This is a genomic window from Stappia sp. BW2 (assembly GCF_008107695.1).
GTDB lineage: Bacteria > Pseudomonadota > Alphaproteobacteria > Rhizobiales > Stappiaceae > Roseibium.
Genome location: NZ_VIRG01000036.1, coordinates 312,368 through 330,898 on the forward strand (window position 1 = coordinate 312,368; position 18,531 = coordinate 330,898).

At 59.4% G+C, this 18,531-nt stretch carries 14 protein-coding genes; 7 read left to right on the top strand and 7 right to left on the bottom strand.

The genetic code is table 11. From position 1 onward, the window contains the following. The first annotated feature begins 106 nt into the window (after nucleotides 1-106). The 6 genes from FMN63_RS01670 (at nucleotide 107) to FMN63_RS01695 (ending at nucleotide 7,723) form a co-directional block, all read left to right on the top strand. Nucleotides 107-2,302: a primosomal protein N' gene (locus FMN63_RS01670; protein ID WP_148582203.1), complete on the top strand. Its 2,196-nt coding sequence runs from the start codon at nucleotides 107-109 to the stop codon at nucleotides 2,300-2,302. Nucleotides 2,303-2,767: 465 nt separating this feature from the next. Next, a complete protein-coding gene (locus tag FMN63_RS01675; RefSeq protein ID WP_148582204.1) occupies nucleotides 2,768-3,328 on the top strand; it encodes a F0F1 ATP synthase subunit delta in 561 nt (186 codons plus the stop codon). After that, on the top strand, nucleotides 3,328-4,857 hold the full coding sequence (atpA, locus tag FMN63_RS01680) for a F0F1 ATP synthase subunit alpha (RefSeq protein WP_148582205.1): 1,530 nt from the start codon (nucleotides 3,328-3,330) through the stop codon (nucleotides 4,855-4,857). The genes FMN63_RS01675 and atpA overlap by 1 nt, the downstream gene beginning before the upstream one ends. A 31-nt stretch (nucleotides 4,858-4,888) precedes the next feature. Continuing rightward, entirely contained in the window at nucleotides 4,889-5,773 is an 885-nt protein-coding gene (locus FMN63_RS01685) for a F0F1 ATP synthase subunit gamma (RefSeq protein ID WP_148582206.1), read from the top strand. 25 nt (nucleotides 5,774-5,798) lie between these two features. Further along, nucleotides 5,799-7,223 carry a F0F1 ATP synthase subunit beta gene (atpD, locus tag FMN63_RS01690; RefSeq protein ID WP_148582207.1) on the top strand — a complete coding sequence of 475 codons (1,425 nt, stop codon included), beginning with the start codon at nucleotides 5,799-5,801 and terminating at the stop codon, nucleotides 7,221-7,223. 92 nt (nucleotides 7,224-7,315) lie between these two features. Next, on the top strand, nucleotides 7,316-7,723 hold the full coding sequence (locus FMN63_RS01695; protein ID WP_148582208.1) for a F0F1 ATP synthase subunit epsilon: 408 nt from the start codon (nucleotides 7,316-7,318) through the stop codon (nucleotides 7,721-7,723). A gap of 148 nt (nucleotides 7,724-7,871) precedes the next feature. On the opposite strand, the gene FMN63_RS01700 is transcribed toward FMN63_RS01695, so the two are convergent. From FMN63_RS01700 to FMN63_RS01730, 7 genes are all read right to left on the bottom strand, one after another. After that, the gene (locus tag FMN63_RS01700; RefSeq protein ID WP_148582209.1) at nucleotides 7,872-11,291 is read right to left on the bottom strand and encodes a PAS-domain containing protein; all 3,420 of its coding nucleotides are present in this window, start codon (nucleotides 11,289-11,291) and stop codon (nucleotides 7,872-7,874) included. A 324-nt stretch (nucleotides 11,292-11,615) separates the two neighbouring features. Next, nucleotides 11,616-11,822, bottom strand: coding sequence for a hypothetical protein (locus tag FMN63_RS01705; protein WP_148582210.1), 207 nt, complete (start codon nucleotides 11,820-11,822; stop codon nucleotides 11,616-11,618). 291 nt (nucleotides 11,823-12,113) lie between these two features. Further along, nucleotides 12,114-13,730, bottom strand: a complete 1,617-nt coding sequence (locus FMN63_RS01710) for an NTP transferase domain-containing protein (protein WP_148582211.1) — start codon at nucleotides 13,728-13,730, stop codon at nucleotides 12,114-12,116. Then, nucleotides 13,727-14,422: an XdhC family protein gene (locus FMN63_RS01715; RefSeq protein ID WP_148582212.1), complete on the bottom strand. Its 696-nt coding sequence runs from the start codon at nucleotides 14,420-14,422 to the stop codon at nucleotides 13,727-13,729. The genes FMN63_RS01710 and FMN63_RS01715 overlap by 4 nt, the downstream gene beginning before the upstream one ends. A 3-nt stretch (nucleotides 14,423-14,425) precedes the next feature. Continuing rightward, nucleotides 14,426-15,052, bottom strand: a complete 627-nt coding sequence (locus FMN63_RS01720; protein ID WP_148582213.1) for a LysE family translocator — start codon at nucleotides 15,050-15,052, stop codon at nucleotides 14,426-14,428. A 16-nt stretch (nucleotides 15,053-15,068) separates the two neighbouring features. After that, nucleotides 15,069-15,404 carry an XdhC family protein gene (locus FMN63_RS01725; protein WP_162529958.1) on the bottom strand — a complete coding sequence of 112 codons (336 nt, stop codon included), beginning with the start codon at nucleotides 15,402-15,404 and terminating at the stop codon, nucleotides 15,069-15,071. 243 nt (nucleotides 15,405-15,647) lie between these two features. Continuing rightward, complete coding sequence (locus FMN63_RS01730) at nucleotides 15,648-17,258, bottom strand: phosphoenolpyruvate carboxykinase (RefSeq protein ID WP_148582214.1); 1,611 nt, start codon at nucleotides 17,256-17,258, stop codon at nucleotides 15,648-15,650. A gap of 503 nt (nucleotides 17,259-17,761) precedes the next feature. Between FMN63_RS01730 and FMN63_RS01735 the strand changes: the two genes are divergently transcribed. Continuing rightward, nucleotides 17,762-18,460, top strand: coding sequence for a response regulator transcription factor (locus tag FMN63_RS01735; protein WP_148582215.1), 699 nt, complete (start codon nucleotides 17,762-17,764; stop codon nucleotides 18,458-18,460). Nucleotides 18,461-18,531 lie beyond the last annotated feature (71 nt).

Sequence of the window (18,531 nt, forward strand, 5' to 3'; positions counted from 1 at the left end):
GAGGCTTGATCCAAGAGGCCGGACGGGCAATGTCTCGCCTGGGTCCGGACCATGCTCGGCACATGGTTGCGTGCCTTTTCCCGGAGCGATGAGGACCTGACGTCCAGTGCTGTTCGACGATCCAGATTTCCAGGAAACCATTGCCAGCGTGCTGGTGCCGGTCGCGGTTGCGGGGGCCTATACCTACAAGGTGCCTCCCGGGAAATCCGTGGTTCCGGGCACCATCGTGAAGGTGCCGCTCGGCCCGCGAGAGGTGATCGGGGCGGTCTGGGACATCGAGCCGGATGCTGCCATCAATCCGAAGAAACTGAAGACCATTTCCCACGTCTACGACACCACGCCGCCGCTTGATGCCGATCTGCGCCGGTTCGTCGACTGGGTGGCGAACTGGACGCTTGGCGCGCCGGGCATGGTGCTGCGTATGGTGCTGCGCTCTGAAGAAGCCTTGGAACCGGAAGCCCCCGTTCCCGGTGTCCGCCGTATTGAAGGCGCGGAACCGGAACGCCTGACGCCGGCGCGCGGACGTGTTCTGGCGACCATGGAAGATGGTTTTGCCTGGACGAAGAGCGGCCTTGCTCACGCAGCAGGTGTTTCCACCTCCGTCATCGACGGACTGCTGCAGCAGGAGGTTCTCGAAACGGTTCTGATGCCGGCGGCTCCCCCGCCGCCAAAACCGCAACTGGACTATGCGCAAAAACCTTTGACCCCGGCGCAACAGGTCGCGGTAGACGGGTTGACGGCCTGCTTTGGCAAGGGAAGCACCGTTGCCCTGATCGACGGTGTCACCGGTTCGGGCAAGACCGAAGTCTACTTCGAGGCGATTGCCGAAGCGCTGCGCCGGGGCAAGCAGACCCTGGTGCTGCTGCCGGAAATCGCGCTGACGGAGCAGTTTCTGCGGCGCTTCGAACAACGCTTCGGGGTCTATCCGGCCGAGTGGCACTCGCAGATTACGGTCAAGAATCGGTCCCGGGTCTGGCGCGGCGTTGCCTCCGGCGATGTCCAGGTCGTCATCGGCGCGCGCTCCGCCCTGTTCCTGCCGTTCAAGGATCTGGGCCTGATCATCGTGGACGAAGAGCATGACGCGGCTTTCAAGCAGGACGACCGCGTGCCCTACAGTGCGCGCGACATGGCTGTGGTTCGCGGTCATCTCTCCGGCTTTCCGGTCATTCTGGCCTCGGCAACGCCATCGGTGGAAAGCATCGTCAATGCGGAGGTCGGCCGCTACAAGCTGTTCGAACTGCCCGAGCGGGCCTCCGGTGCTGCCTTGCCGGAGCTTACGGCCATCGATATGCGCCAGGACGGACCGGAGCGGGGCCGCTGGTTGGCCCCGGGGTTGGTGCAAGGCATCGCCAGCACCTATGCCGAAGGGGGACAGTCCCTTCTGTTTCTCAACCGGCGAGGCTATGCACCGCTGACGCTGTGTCGTACCTGCGGTCACCGGTTCCAGTGTGCCCATTGCAGCGCCTGGCTGGTGGAGCACCGCTTTCAGAAAAAGCTCGTTTGCCACCACTGCGGCCATCAGGAGCCGGTCCCCAAGGCTTGTCCGTCCTGCCAATCGGTAGACAGTCTCGTTGCCTGCGGTCCCGGCGTGGAAAGAATCGCCGAAGAAGTCTCGGAGCGTTTTCCGCAGGCGCGGGTTCTGGTGCTCTCGTCCGACATTGCCGGCGGGCCGGACCGCTTGAAGCGGGAAATGAAGATTGTCGAGGAAGGCGGGGCCGATATCGTCATCGGCACGCAGCTTGTCGCCAAGGGGCATAACTTCCCGCTGATGAAACTGGTTGGCGTGGTGGATGCGGACCTGGGCCTTGCCCATGGCGACCCGAGGGCCGCGGAAAAAACCTTTCAGCTGCTGGCCCAGGTGACAGGCCGAGCGGGCCGTGTGACCGGAGGCGGCAAGGGCTTCCTGCAGACCTACAATGCGGATCACCCTGTCATCAGGGCATTGCTTTCCAGCGACAAGAAGGCGTTTTATCAGGCCGAAATCGAGGCGCGGCGGGCCGCGGGCCTGCCGCCGTTCGGCCGCCTTGCCGCTGTTATCGTGTCGGGTCCCGACAGAACCTTTGCGGAAGGCTTTTCCCGTGCCCTTGCCCGCGCTGCACCGCCCGATCAGGCCGTCACGCTGCTGGGGCCGGCGGAAGCCGCCCTAGCCATGGTGCGCGGGCGCTATCGTTTCCGCCTCCTGGCAATGGCGCCTCGCCAATACGATCTGCAGGCCTATCTGCGCCATTGGCTGAGCACGGGCCCCAAACCCACGAAGGGCTTGCGTCTGCAGGTCGACATAGACCCGCAGCATTTTCTCTAGGGAGGACGCAAGGCATTCGGAAAGGGCCGCCTGTCATGGCCTTCTTGCGGAAAGAATCGGTCGCAGCCCGGAGGCAATGGTTGGCGGCTGGAACGAAGCTGAAGGTGGCGATAAATGGGAAGTCTGTGCAGTTGCGGCAAAAATGCTCTCGGCAACCGGCCCGAAAGCCCTTCAGAAAAGGCGTTTCCGGCGGATCGGCGGAAAACCGTCTAAAGGTTTATGACGGTGCGGACACGTTGATCCAAAAGGCTTTTTATCGACCATTGGCAAAAAACACCTAGGAATCGGCAATAACAGTCTTTAGGCGAAGTTGCACACTGGGAAACCCTGTGCTAATTGAGGCGCGGCTTTGGGGGCAGCGGTTTAACCGTCATACCTTCTGACCTTGAAATCATTCATTTTTTCAATGCTTTGCAAGCGCTAGCCGTTTCGCGGGCATGAAAAACGTCAGAGAGCACGGACCTGGTGACTGACAACGTATCTCTCGTATCCGGCGTGGCACAGCGTTATGCGTCCGCCCTTCTCGACCTCGCCGAAGGCGATGGCGTAACGGCTGACGTGGAGCGGGATCTGACAGCTTTTGAAGGCATGATTGCCGAAAGCGAAGATCTCGTCCGTCTCGTGAAAAGCCCGGTATTCAGTGTGGAGGAGCAGCTTGCAGCGCTTACCGCACTTCTCGACAAGGCAGGCATCAAAGGCCTGGCTGCTAATTTCGTGAAGCTGGCAGCCCGTAACCGGCGCCTCTTCGTTCTTCCCGACATGATCAAGGCATTCCGCTCCCTGCTTGCACAGCAGCGGGGTGAGGAAACGGCTGAGGTAACCTCCGCAGCCGCTCTGTCCGACGAGCATGTCACCGCCCTGAAAGAAGCCCTTTCGGCTTCCACGGGCAAATCCGTAAACATCGTGGCAAAGGTTGATCCTGCCCTGATCGGTGGCCTCGTGGTCAAGGTCGGCTCCCGCATGATCGACACATCGCTGCGTACCAAGCTCAATTCACTCAAGTTCGCGATGAAAGAGGTCGGCTGATGGATATTCGGGCCGCGGAAATCTCCGCAATCCTCAAGGACCAGATCAAGAGCTTTGGCCAGGAAGCCGAAGTTTCTGAAGTCGGTCAGGTGCTCTCCGTCGGTGACGGTATCGCCCGTGTTTATGGTCTGGACAAGGTCCAGGCTGGTGAAATGGTCGAATTCCCGGGTGGTATCAAGGGCATGGCCCTGAACCTGGAAACCGACAACGTCGGTGTCGTTATCTTCGGCTCCGACCGTAGCATTAAAGAAGGCGACACCGTCAAGCGGACCGGCGCCATCGTGGAAGTGCCGGTCGGCAAGGGCCTTCTGGGCCGCGTCGTTGACCCGCTCGGCAACCCGATCGACGGCAAGGGCCCGATCGAGGCGACCGAAAAGCGTCGCGTGGACGTCAAGGCACCTGGCATTCTGCCGCGCAAGTCCGTGCACGAGCCGATGGCTACCGGCCTGAAAGCCATTGACGCCCTGATCCCGGTTGGCCGCGGTCAGCGCGAACTGGTTATCGGTGACCGTCAGACCGGTAAAACCGCGATCATTCTCGACACCTTCCTGAACCAGAAGCCGCTGCACGCTACCGACGACGAAGACGCAAAGCTGTACTGCATCTACGTTGCAATCGGCCAGAAGCGCTCCACCGTTGCTCAGTTCGTGAAGACCCTGGAAGACGCCGGCGCGCTGGAATATTCCATCGTTGTCGCTGCGACCGCTTCCGACGCTGCTCCGCTGCAGTACCTGGCACCGTTCGCCGGCTGCGCGATGGGCGAGTTCTTCCGTGACAACTCCATGCACGCCGTGATCGGCTATGACGATCTGACCAAACAGGCCGTGGCCTACCGTCAGATGTCCCTGCTGCTCCGTCGTCCGCCGGGACGTGAGGCTTTCCCGGGCGACGTTTTCTACCTGCACTCCCGTCTGCTGGAACGTGCGGCGAAGCTGAACGACGAACATGGCAAGGGCTCTCTGACCGCTCTGCCGGTCATCGAAACCCAGGGCAACGACGTGTCCGCGTTCATTCCGACCAACGTGATCTCGATCACCGACGGTCAGATCTTCCTGGAAACGGACCTGTTCTACCAGGGTATCCGCCCGGCTGTGAACGTCGGTCTGTCGGTGTCCCGCGTGGGCTCTTCCGCTCAGATCAAGGCGATGAAACAGGTTGCCGGCCCGATTAAGGGTGAACTGGCTCAGTACCGCGAAATGGCGGCCTTTGCCCAGTTCGGCTCCGACCTCGACGCCACGACCCAGCGCCTGCTGAACCGCGGTGCGCGTCTGACCGAACTTCTGAAGCAGCCGCAGTTCTCGCCGCTGAAGACCGAAGAACAGGTCGCGGTCATCTATGCCGGCGTGAACGGCTATCTGGATGCGATTGCGGTCAACCGCGTGAGAGACTTCGAAGAAGGTCTGCTTCTGTTCCTCCGTGGCGACCACAAGGCTCTGCTTGACGCCATTTGGGAAAAGAAGGCACTCGACGACGAGCTGACCGGCAAGCTGAAAGCTGCCATCGACGCGTTCGCCAAGAACTTCGCTTAAGACCACGCCGGGATAAGGAGCAGGGGCGGCCATGCCGAGCCTGAAGGACTTACGAAACCGCATCGCTTCCGTTAAGGCGACGCAGAAAATCACCAAGGCCATGCAAATGGTGGCCGCGGCGAAGCTGCGTCGTGCTCAGGAAGCTGCGGAGGCCGCGCGCCCCTATGCGGAACGCATGGGTGCGGTGCTGGCCAACCTCGCGGTGGCCTTCGAGGGGCGCGACGACGCTCCGAAGCTCATGTCCGGCACCGGCAACGATCAGGTTCATCTCCTGCTCGTTGCGACTGCCGAACGCGGGCTTTGCGGGGGCTTCAACACCAACATTGCCAAGCTTGCGCGCGAAAAGGCGCGCAGCCTGTTGAAGCAGGGCAAGACGGTCAAGATCATCTGTGTCGGCAAGAAGGGTTACGACGCCCTGAAGCGCGAACTCGGCCAGCATATCATCAAGACCATCGACCTGCGCAGTGTTAAACACGTCGGTTTCAACAACGCGGACGAAATCGGCCGCGAAGTTCTCTCCATGTATGACGATGGCGAGTTCGACGTTTGCACGCTGTTCTATTCGACTTTCAAATCCGTGATCGCACAGGAACCGACCTCTCAGCAGCTGATCCCGGCCCACTTCGAGGCTGGCAGCTCTGACGAAGGCGCAGGCGCCAATGCGGTTTACGAATATGAACCGGAAGAGACAGAGATCCTTGCGGATCTGCTGCCGCGCAACATCTCCGTTCAGATTTTCCGGGCACTTCTGGAAAATGCTGCGTCTGAACAGGGTGCACGTATGTCCGCAATGGACAACGCGACCCGCAACGCCGGCGAAATGATCGACAAACTGACGATCAGCTACAACCGCCAGCGTCAGGCTCAGATTACGACGGAACTGATTGAAATTATCTCGGGCGCGGAAGCGCTCTAACGGGATCGAGACGAGGATTAGGGATATGGCTGACAAAAAGGTCGGACGGATCACCCAGGTCATCGGCGCCGTTGTCGACGTCAAGTTCGATGACCACCTGCCGCTGATCCTGAACGCTCTTGAAGCTGACAACCAGGGCACACGTCTTGTGCTCGAAGTTGCTCAGCACCTTGGCGAAAATACGGTACGTACCATCGCGATGGACTCCACCGAGGGTCTGGTGCGCGGTCAGGAAGTGGTCGACACCGATGCACCGATCGTGGTGCCGGTTGGCGACGGCACCCTGGGCCGTATCATGAACGTGATCGGCGAGCCGGTCGATGAAGCCGGTGAGATCCCGCACGAAAGCAAGCGTGCGATCCACCAGGAAGCTCCGGAGTTCATCGAACAGTCCACCGAAGCTGAAATCCTTGTGACGGGCATCAAGGTCGTTGACCTTCTGGCTCCGTACGCAAAGGGTGGTAAGATCGGCCTGTTCGGCGGTGCCGGCGTGGGCAAGACCGTTCTCATCATGGAACTGATCAACAACGTCGCCAAGGCGCACGGCGGTTACTCCGTGTTTGCCGGTGTTGGCGAGCGTACCCGTGAAGGTAACGACCTTTATTGGGAAATGATCGAATCCGGCGTGAACAAGGAAGGCGGCGGAGATGGCTCCAAGGCTGCTCTGGTTTACGGCCAGATGAACGAGCCCCCGGGAGCCCGTGCACGTGTTGCTCTGACCGGTCTGACCGTTGCAGAACACTTCCGTGACCAGGGCCAGGACGTGCTGTTCTTCGTGGACAACATCTTCCGCTTCACCCAGGCAGGTTCCGAAGTGTCGGCACTTCTCGGCCGTATCCCGTCCGCTGTGGGCTACCAGCCGACGCTGGCCACAGACATGGGCGGCATGCAGGAGCGTATCACGACCACCAACAAGGGCTCGATCACGTCCGTGCAGGCCGTGTACGTTCCGGCCGATGACTTGACCGACCCGGCGCCGGCATCGACCTTTGCTCACTTGGACGCAACGACGGTTCTTAACCGCTCGATCGCTGAAAAAGGCATCTACCCGGCTGTGGATCCGCTGGACTCCACGTCCCGCATGCTGGATGCCCGCATCATCGGTGAAGAGCACTACGAAACGGCTCGTGCGGTTCAGGTGACACTGCAGCGCTACAAGGCTCTGCAGGACATCATCGCCATCCTGGGCATGGACGAACTGTCTGAAGAAGACAAGCTCACCGTTGCCCGCGCCCGTAAGATCGAGCGCTTCCTGTCCCAGCCGTTCTTCGTGGCTGAAGTCTTCACCGGTTCTCCGGGCAAGCTGGTTGCTCTCGAAGACACCATCAAGGGCTTCAAGGGTCTGGTCGAAGGCGAATACGACCACCTGCCGGAAGCAGCTTTCTACATGGTCGGCTCCATTGATGAAGCCATCGAGAAAGCACAGCGCCTGGCAGCAGAAGCCGCCTGATCGGCGAATTGACCGGACGCCCGTCTCGGGCGTCCGTCTTCTTCATGTTTGATGGCTTGCCATCAGAGTTAGACTGACAAGGAAGACGCCAAATGGCTGAACTTTTCCAGTTTGAGTTGGTCTCGCCGGAGCGCCAGCTCCTCTCCGAACAGGTTGCCGAGGTTGTTGTACCGGGCTCCGAAGGCGAGTTTGGCGTTCTGAAGAACCATGCCCCGTTCATTTCCACCATTCTGCCGGGCATCCTGAAGGTGCGCAGCGAAGCTGGTGGCTGGGACGAATACTTTGTGCGCGGCGGCTTTGCCGACGTTGCCGCAGGCGGTCTCACCGTTCTGGCCGAACAGGCTGTACCGGTTGGCGAGATCAGCCGCGAGCAGCTCGATGAAGCTATCGCGAATGCGCAGGAAGATGTTGCCGACGCCAAGGACGATGCCTCGCGTCAGAAGGCCGAAATGACACTGGGTCAGCTGAAGGACGTTGTCGAGGCTCTCAAAAAGGCCTGATCCGACATCTCAAGCTCAAGTCAATTGCGCGGTCCGGAAACGGGCCGCGTTTTTGCTTTTGGGAAGGGGGAACGCGGGGCTGACGGGGTTCAATTTCCGCCAGCAAGCTGGCACGCAAACTGGATTGCGGGCAAGCACAGCGAAAGGCTCAGGCTCGGGCGAATTGAACGGAGCCATCCTCTTCGAAAAACTTGAAGCCGTTCCGGCCGTTTCTCTTCACCTCGTAAAGTGCGAGGTCCGCACGCTTCAAGACCGGGCTGGGATCGAGTTCGGCACCGGTGATAGGCGAAATGCCCACACTCACCCCGACCGTGATGATGTTGTCGTGAACGACGAACGGTGCGCCGAGCTTGCGGACAATACGGTCGGCAATCTCTGCTGTTCCGGCATTGCCGGAGCCGGTTCCCGTGAGGATGATCCCGAATTCGTCGCCGCCAAGCCGGGCGACAAGATCTGAAGAGCGCACGCATTCGCGCAGTCGCTGGGCAACTGATTTCAGCAACGCGTCACCGACATCATGGCCGAAGCGGTCGTTGACCGGTTTGAATTTATCCAGGTCAAGCATCATCAGATCACCGGCAATCCCGTTGTAGGCGGCGGCCGTGAGGGCTTCGTCGAGCTTGGCATTGAAAAGCGTGCGGTTGGCCAGGCCGGTGAGAGTGTCGTGATGCGCCGCGAACCTGATCTTCTCCGCAGCCTCCTCGCGCAAGGTGACGTCTTCATGGGTGCCGATCCATCCCCCGTCGGGAAGGGGGGCATGCACAGCGCTGATGATCCTGCCGTCGGGATGCTGGAATTTGGACCGGACGACTTCACCTGCGGAAAGGCGGATCATCAGATCCATCACGTGTTCCTGAACATCTCCGTCGAATTCACCGCGTTCTTTTTCTGCCTGAAGCAGGGCAATCAAGCTGACGCCTTCCCGCACCTCGCTCTCAGGTTTCCTGAAGATTTCAATGTACTGCCGGTTCCACAGCGTCAGCTGGCCACGCACGTCGAAGACACTGACCCCCTGTCGCATGTTGGCGAGAATGGCTTCGAGTTCCTGGGTTCGGTGCCTGGCCAGCCGTTCGTTCGAGGCCAGTTGCTCTTCCATGTTCTTTCGGTCGGTGATGTCATAGAAATTATGGATCACGCCGCCGGAGGGCAGGGGCGTACTGCGGGTTTCGATGTAGGATCCGTTGGCGGCACGTCGCTCAAAAACCTGCGGCTTTTTCAAATCATATTGTTTGTACCGCTCCATGGCGAGCGTCTCTGGATCACCAGGACCGTAGTCACCTCTTTCGGCATTATAGTGGAAGAAGTCGTAGAGGCTCGGCTTGCGGTCAATCAGGTCCTGGGGATAATCCAGAAGGGTTAGGAACTGCTCGTTACTTGAGGCCAGCCGGTACGCTTCGTCATAGTGAACGATCCCTCCTGGAAAGTTGTCGAAGATGCTTTGCAGCGTATCGGCCTGTTGCTTGGCCTCCGTGATATCGGTCAGCGAGACAACGACACCATCAAGATCGAAGTCCTGATCCACGTTGACGGGCCTGGCACTCAGGCGCAGCCATCGCCGTGGTTGCCCATTGGCTGGTATCAAGCGGGCAACGACGTCTCGCACTATCCCGGGGTCACGGGACGCCAACTCCAGGGGGGCGTGACATTCACGCTTGCCCTTGAGGCTGCACCGGAGCCCGAAATCGATGTCGGACACATTCAGGCCGACCAGGTCCGTGCCTGCAAAGCCAAGCAACTCGACAGCAGCGGGATTGGCCGACTGGATATCGCCGGTATGGGTTAGCAGAAGGATGCCTTCGCTGAGCGTTTCGAGTGTCGTCCGATGGACAGCCTCGGAATGACGGAGAACGTGCTCTGCCTGTTTGCGTTCCGAAATATCGAAGAAACTGCTGATAAGTCCCCCACTGGGCAGGGGAATGCCGCGCGCCTCCAGATGGGTCCCGTCAGGGCTGACATGTTCATAGATATGCGGTTTGGGATTGTCGAAATGCCTGAGCCTTTCTTCGAGAAGTTTACCGGGATCTCCCGGACCATAATCTCCTCGTTCGGCCAGGTAGGTCGCCACCTCAACAAGATGCGCCTTGCGATCAATGAACTCCTGCGGCAGTTGCAGAAGCCTCTGAAAGTCCCTGTTGCAAACTGCCAGTCGTCTTTCCGGATCATAGTAGACAAGGCCGCCCGGCAGATTGTCGAAGATGGCCTGAAGGGCGATAACCTGTCGCTTGACGGCGCTAACGTCGGTCAGGGAAAGAACGACGCCATCAAGGCCAAAGGCATTCTGGTCGCCGATCGGCTTTGCATTCAGGCTCAGCCAGGTGGACCGGTCGACGCCGCGCCGGCTCACATTTGCGACCACATTGCGCACCCTCTCCGGATCTTCCGCCACCATTTGCAAAAGTGTGCCGCCGGAAACGTCGGTTTCTTTTTCGCAAAGGATGTCCAGCTCGAGATCCTGCAGCTTCCTGCCTTGCATGTCCGCGCCGCAATAGCCGAGCAGTGCGGCGGCTGCAGGGTTGGACGACTGGATCTTGCCGTCTTTGTTCAGGAGAAGAATGCCCTCGCTCAAGGTTTCCAGAGTGGTCCGGTGAACGGCCTCGGATTGCAAGATGGCCTCTTCGGACCGTTTGCGCTCGGTAATGTCCTGGAACGCGCCAACCAGACGCGTCGTGCGACCGTTTTCAACAACGGGCCTTCCTGCGGTCCGAACCCATCTCTTGCGCCCTTTAGCGGTGATGAAGGGAAGTTCCAGGTCCCAGGGGACACCATCCCGAATGCATTTGACGACGGCATCGGAGATCTGGTGGCGGCAATTCGGTGCATAAAAGGAAAGTGCCATTTCGACGGTTGGCATGAAGTCGCTGCCGACTTCATGAATTTCCCGCGTTTTGTCTGTCCAGGTCAACGTGTCTGTGTCGAGATCGAACTCCCAGCCTCCGACACCGGAAACCGTCGTGATCTCCTCCAGGAGGTCCCTTTTCCGTATGGCCCGCCGTTGCTGTTCCTCGGCTTCTGCAAGGGCAGCCTGTGTGTCCTTTTGGGCGCTATGAGATTTCATCAGGCCAAGCACGATGGTTCCCATCCGCCGCAATTGACGGAGCTGCTGTTCGCTTGGCTGCCGAGGTCTGGTATCGACAACGCACAGGACCCCGAGAATATGCGTGCCGTCCAGTGAAAGCGGATAGCCGGCGTAAAAGCGAATGTGAGGTGGACCGTTGACGAGGCGACTGTTCCGGAAGCGGTCGTCTTCCAGAGCATCCGGCACAACCATCACGTCGCGCGAGAGGATCGCCTGATCGCAAAAGGTTCCGCTTCTGGGTGTGTCATCGAGAGTGATGCCGGTCCTGGCCTTGAACCAGAGATCGTCCTTTCCAACGATGGAAATGAAGGCGGACGGCGCCTCAAAGATCGTGGCAAGAGTCTCGACCAGGTCGTCATATTCCGGGAGGCGATCAGAATTTAGAATTGCGAGTGACGCGAGTGAATCCAGTCGGTCCTGTTCGTTATGTCCCTTCACAGGGTTCATGATGCTCTGTGCCTCTCCGACGACCGCGTCAATAGCCAGTTTCAAACCCGATAACTCTACGGCACAGAAACAAAACAAAGCATTAATGTTCGAAATGGACTAAAATTGTCTACGTATGAACTATGGTATAAAATGACAGGAGAGTTCATGTCTCTTTCTGAGAAATGTATATATGGTATTTCTATCAATATTTAAGTCGAAATACTTTATTCTTTTATTCGGAAGTTGCTTTCTATCAGGAGGCTGAAGCTTCCAAGGCGCAGCGGTCGGGAATTCCAGACAACAAAAAACCCGGCCTGATGACCGGGTTTTGAAGGTACGTGGTGTTCCACGAAATGACTGCTATTCGGTGAAAGCAGCTTGTATGCGTTACGCCGCGCGGCGGAAAGACAGGCTCATGCCACCACCGGAACGGTTACGGCGGCGCTCTTCCGGCGGGATGTAGACGATGGCACTGTGTTCGGTGCAATAAGAAACACCGGGCTCAACGCGCGTGGTGCACGGAAAGATGTAGTTACCAGCATCGCCTTCTGCCCATTTGCAGCAGCCCGGACGCGGGAGAGAGAAGTCAGCCATGACGTTTTCCTTCGTTCTTCTTTTAATCAAGTGACAAAAGCGCTCGAGCATCCTCGGGAGGGAGGATCCGAACAGCTTTCGACAGAAATCGGATGTAAGCGGCGCCCGGGACGTCATCCGTAGTCCAACCCTGTTGGGTGCCCTTCAGCAAGCGCAGGCATTACATAAGCGGCGTGTCACAAAATTGCAATAGAATAGCTGGCAATTCCGGCCTGCACTGAGTGCATACCGGGTTAATGTAGTGTTATCGCTTGGCTTTATTGCTTCAGCTTACTTCGAAAGGCCAAAGTTTTAGCCTTCCGTACCAGGTAACTTGCCTCCGGCCTGTTGCAGCGCGTCGGGCGTATCGAGATCCAGTCTTGCCGCTGCGCCAATCTCGACCTCGGCCACGAATCCCGGATTGTCGCCAATGATATGGCGCGCACCGACGTCGCCGCTCAGCGATTTGAGGGCATCGAAGAACCGCCGGTCCCACAGGACAGGATTGCCCCGTTTGCCGTCCGCCGTGGCCGTGACGATCAGACTGTTGTCGTTTTCCTGGTAGGCGTCGATCAGCCTTTTCAGAACATCGCTGCCGATGCGCGGCATGTCTCCGAGCAGGATGATCACCGCATCGGTGTCTGCTGCAAGGGCATTCATGCCGGTGCGGATGGACCCGGCCATGCCATCGGCAAAATCGGGATTATGCACCAGTGTAATGCCCAGATCGTCTACCTGGGCCCCGATCTCCTCCGCCAGATGGCCAGTGACCAAGACGGTCTGTGCCAGACCGGCATCGGTTGCAGCTTCTGCCGCGTGCCGGATCAGCGTCTTTCCGTCCAGCGTCGCCAGAAGCTTGTTCGGCCCACCCATGCGGGACGATTTACCGGCTCCAAGGATTAGCGCGGCGATCTTGTCAGCCTTGCCCTTGCGTTTGCCCTCGCGCGGCTGTGGCCGTGTTCCGATCTCCATCAGCAGGCCTCCGACCCCCATGGCGGTAATATCGTCCGGGCGAACCTCCAGTCCGGCCAGCAGGCGATCGAGAACCCAGTCGAAACCGTTTTCCTTCGGACTGCGGGCACAGCCCGGTGCCCCCAGCACGGGAGTGTCGCCCAGACTGCCAAGCATCAGCAGATTGCCTGGATCGACCGGCATGCCCAGGTGATGGACGGTGCCTCCGGCGAGGTCCAGACCCGCAGGCAGAACGTCCTGCCGGTCGACGACGGCAGAGGCTCCGAACAGGATCAGAAGATCGGCACCTTCTTCCTTCAGCGCCAGCAGGGCATCGGCGACGGCGTTTTGGGTATGGGGAACCCTGTGCTCGCTCAGCACGGTGGATCCGCTCGGCAAGAGCCGTTCCTCCAGCACACGGCGGGTCTTGTCCATGGTCGACGGCTTCAGATGCGGTAACTGCGTCGCCAAAAGGCCGATCTTGCGTGGACGGAAGCCGGCAACATGGACAGCGCCCTTGAGAGCGCTTTCGGCTGCCTGCAGCTGCGTCTGTGCCACGGCAAACGAGATGATCTTTGCGGTCGCGACCATGCGGCCGGCAACAACCCTTGTATAGTTTGGCAGCGTCGCGAAGGTGATGGCCGGGTCGATCCGGTTGGTCTTGGTCACGGCTTCCGCATCTACCACCAGAACACCGTTGGTGGCAGCATAAAGGTTCATGCGACCGGTAAAGGCGGTGTCGGTTTCAAGGCCCGTTCCTGCGGCGGCAGTGGCAAGCCGCTCGGCTGCCGCGTCCTCGCCGGTGTCACCGGCCTCTATTCGGGCAACCATCAGACTGTCGATCCCGGCGGCGGTCATGTCGGCACAGTCCTGTCCGCTCAGGCGGTGGCCTTTTTTCAGCACACGGTTCGGCAGGGCCGTTCTATGTGCGAGAATACAGCCTTCGGCTTCTTCCGGCGGACAGGGGCCGAATTTCATGCGGCAGCTCCCGGGGCCGTTCGCAGCGCCTTGATGATGGCTCCCAGAACGGCGACCGCGATCTCCTCCGGCGACGCTGCACCGATATCGAGGCCGATTGGTGCGTCGATCCTGTCGAACAGCTCGGGTGCAAGACCGGCGTCTGTAAAGCGTTCCAGCCTCTTGCCGTGGGTCTTGCGGCTGCCGAGCGCCCCGACATAGAAACAGCCGGTCTTCAGCGCTTCCATCAAGGGGAAATCGTCGATCTTCGGATCGTGCGTGACGGCGGCCACGGCCGTAAAGGCGTCGAGCGGCGTGTCCTTCAACACGTCCTCCGGCCATTCCGCCTTGAGCGTGCTGCCGGGAAACCGGTCGTCGGTGGCAAAGGCAGTGCGCGGATCTATCACGGTTACATCAAGCCCGGCAATCTCGGCCATCGGCACAAGCGCCTGACTGATATGGACGGCACCGATAACGACCAGCCGCGGGGCTGGCAGGGAGACGTTCAGAAAGACCTCGCCGTTCTCACCGGTGATCATGCCGGATTTTCCGGAGCGGAACCGCTTTGCAAGTTCCTCCGCCAGGGGATCGGCGGAAAAAACGTCGGATTTGCGGACAAGGCGTTGCCGCCCGTCCGTCATCTCCGTCACCAGGATTGCCGCACGGCGTGCGGCGCGGTCCTTGTTCAGCTCGCTGAGCAGAGAAATATCCATGGTCTATGCGCGGTCCGTTGCCAGTTTCAGTCCAAGCCCCACCAGAAGCGATCCACCGAGCCAGCGTGTGAGACTCTGAAACCTGGAAGTCTTGGTCAGGCGTTTTTTCACCTCGCTGGCAAACAGCACGGTGATGATATCCGCCGAGGTGAAGGCGCAGTTGACGATTGTGCCCAGGATCAGGAACTGCGCCCAGATCGGCAGTCCGGCGTCGGGGGTGACGAACTGCGGCAGAAAGGCGATGAAGAAGACGGCAACCTTGGGATTGAGAATTTCCACCAGGATGCTGTCGACAAAGGCCCGCTTTGCGGATTTTTGAGGCAGGTTGGGGACCGGGGCTGCGGCCACGCGGGTGCGGATCATCTGGACGCCGAGAAAGACCAGATAGACACCGCCCACCAGCTTCAGCGCAAGATAGAGCGTCGGCACGGCGCTAAAGACGGCCGACAAGCCGAAGGCGGCCGCAAAGACGTGGGCGTAGCAACCAAGGTGAATGCCGGCGGCCGCCATGAAGCCGGCGCGATGTCCGCGGGCGATGGTCTGCGCGGCGGTGTAGAGCAGGGCCGGGCCGGGCATATAGGCAAACAGCGCTGTTGCGGCGATGAAGGCGAGCAGGGTTTCCGTGGTCATCAATTCGGATCCGGGGTCAACTGACAGGCTCGACGTAAACGCGAATGCGTCCGCCACAGGACAGGCCGACACGCCAGGCGGTCTCGTCGGCAACGCCAAACTCCAGCGTTGTCGGTTTGCCGGTCTCAATCACATCGATTGCCTCGGACACCACCGCCCCCTCGACACAGCCTCCGGAGACGGAGCCTTCGAAGTTGCCTTCCGCATCAATGACCAGATGGGAGCCGACCGGACGCGGTGCGGAGCCCCAGGTCTCAACCACCGTCGCCAGCGCAACGGAACGCCCGGAACCGCGCCAATTTTCGGCGGTTTTCAGAACATCTGGAATGGAAATCGTTTCTGTGGCCGTCATGACGTCGCCCCTTGAAGGTAGGACCTTCAATATAGATCTTTCTGAATTTGATGAAAGGGAGCAACCGCTGGAAAGCAAAGGCCACATCTGCTTTTCGCGGCGAACGGCGAGCATTGGATGTTCTGAGCGTCCAGCCTGATGGCAGGCGGTCTCGCATTCACGCAGGCAGCATCGGTCGGACAAGAAAAAACGGCCCCTCACAGGGAGGGGCCGTCAAGTTTGTGTGGGATATTTTTTTCGGGCTTATTCGGCTGCCATGTGCACGGCGGGCGCTGCATTGAGCACCGCACCATCGACATGGTCTTCAAAAGTCTCGAAGTTTTTGACGAACATTTCCACCAGCTTGGCGGCCTGTACGTCGTAGGCATCCTTGTCTGCCCAGGTTTCGCGCGGGGTCAGGATCTTATCGTCCACGCCTTCGACGGAAACCGGAACATCGAAACCGAAATTCGCATCCGTGCGGAACTGGGCTTCTTTCAGGCTGCCGTTGAGCGCGGCGGTCAGCAATGTGCGGGTCGCCTTGATCGGCATGCGGTGGCCGGTGCCGTACGCGCCGCCGGTCCAGCCGGTGTTGACCAGCCAGCAATCAACGTTGTGCTTGGCAATGAGGTCCTTCAGCAGGTTGCCGTATTCGGACGGATGCCGAGGCAGGAACGGGGCACCGAAGCAGGTGGAGAAGGTTGCCTGTGGCTCGGTGACACCTTTTTCCGTGCCGGCCACCTTCGCGGTGTAGCCGGACAGGAAGTGATACATTGCCTGGGCCGGTGTCATACGCGCGATCGGAGGCATGACGCCGAAGGCATCGGCCGTCAGCATGATGATCGTCTTCGGCATCGGCGCGCAGCCGGTGTCGCTGGCATTGGAAATGAAGTGGATCGGGTAGGCGGCGCGGGTGTTTTCCGTCTTTGAACTGTCGTCGAAATCCGGCACCCGGTTTTCGTCCAGTACCACGTTTTCAAGAACGGTGCCGAAGCGCTGGGTGGTGGAGAAGATTTCCGGCTCGGCTTCAGCGGAAAGCTTGATGGTCTTGGCATAGCAACCGCCTTCGAAATTGAAGACGCCGCTTTCGCTCCAGCCGTGCTCGTCGTCGCCGATCAGCGTGCGGGACGGGTCAGCGGAAAGGGTGGTCTTGCCGGTGCCGGACAGGCCGAAGAAAACGGCGGTATCACCGTCGTCGCCGACATTTGCCGAGCAATGCATGGACATGACGCCCTTGGCCGGCAGCAGGTGGTTGAGCATGGTGAAGACGGATTTCTTCATTTCACCCGCATAGGAGGTGCCGCCGATCAGGACGATCTTGCGCGTCAGATCACAGGCGATCACCGTTTCCGAGCGGCAGCCGTGCCGTGCCGGATCCGCCTTGAAGCTCGGCAGATCGATGATGGTCATGTCCGGAGTGAAGCCTTCCAGCTCGGCGCTTTCAGGCCGTAGCAGAAGGTTGCGGATAAAGAGCGAATGCCAAGCATACTCAGTAAAGACGCGCACCGGCAGACTGTGGGTCGCGTCGGCACCGCCGTAAAGATCCTGCGCAAACAGCTCCATGCCTTCCGCATGGGCCAGGAAATCGGCCAGGAGCACGTCGAAATTGGCTTGCGACATCTGCGCGTTGTTGTCCCACCAGACCGTGTCGCGGGTTTCTTCGTCGAGAACAACAAACTTGTCCTTCGGCGAGCGGCCCGTGTGGATGCCTGTTTCCGCGACAATGGCGCCACCGGCAGCCAGCTGCGTCTCGCCGCGCGATAGGGAAAATTCATAAAGAGCAGGCTCATTCTGGTTCCAATAGAGCGCTTTCAGGCCCTTGAAGCCGAAAGTTTCGCAACCGATTGAAGGATTCCTGACGCCTACTTCTTGCATGTTCCCGCAGTCCTCGTGATGGGGGCTAGTTACTGGTCACGGCCAGAGAAAGTTAAGAAAAGCTAAATCTGGCTGTGAGGGCTGCGAACGTAGTGGAATGACCAAACGGCAGCAAGACTACAAAAGGGGCTATGTAATTGTTTAATCGATTGAAAATGACCAATAAATTGCCAATGATTAATTTGGACACCAAACTAAAATCCGAAACTTTCGGAATGTTCGAATTGTCGGTCGAGACGAAAGAAAATGCGTCCAATTCGCGCCTGATGTGCAGACTCGCCTGAACCAGACCGATGATATCGGAGACTTGACGTCCAATTGGTCTCTTGAAATCTTTTGCGCAGATCCCCACCAATGCAGCCGGCAGGGCGGTCTTTGCGTCCTGCAAGCTTACCTGCGGGCGGACTGCCTTAATTTATGCGCATTTAGCAGGCCAAAGGCTGTGTGTTACATTAATGCCGATGCGCGCCATCGGTGCGTTGCCGGAAATGGAAAAATAAAGCATGCCGACAATTGCCCTGGTCGATGACGACCGCAACATTTTGACTTCGGTCTCTATAGCATTGGAAGCGGAAGGCTATCGCGTTCAAACCTACACCGACGGTACATCGGCGCTCGACGGCCTGCAGAGCGACCCGCCGGAACTTGCAATTTTCGATATCAAGATGCCTCGTATGGACGGCATGGAGCTGCTGCGCCGCCTGCGCCAGAACTCCGATCTGCCGGTGATCTTCCTGACGTCCAAGGACGACGAGATCGACGAGTTGTTCGGCCTGAAGATGGGCGCCGACGATTTCATACGCAAACCCTTCTCCCAGCGGCTTCTGGTCGAGCGTGTGCGCGCGGTGCTGCGCCGGGCGCAGCCGCGCGATGCATCCGCACCGCGCGACGATGCCGACAAGCTTCTGGAACGGGGCCAGCTGGTGATGGACCAGGAGCGCCATACCTGCACCTGGAACGGCAAACCCGTCACACTGACCGTAACCGAATTCCTGATCCTGTCCGCGCTCGCGCAGCGCCCGGGCGTCGTCAAGAGCCGCAACGCGCTCATGGATGCCGCCTATGACGATCAGGTCTATGTGGACGACCGCACCATCGACAGTCACATCAAACGGCTGCGCAAGAAGTTCAAGGTTGTGGACGACGACTTCGACATGATCGAAACCCTCTACGGCGTCGGCTACCGTTTCCGGGAAGTCTGAAGCGGGCTGCCCAAGTGTCAGGCCCGGTGAAGTCTGGAAACGATCGCTTCTGGCTGTTCAATCTGTTTGGA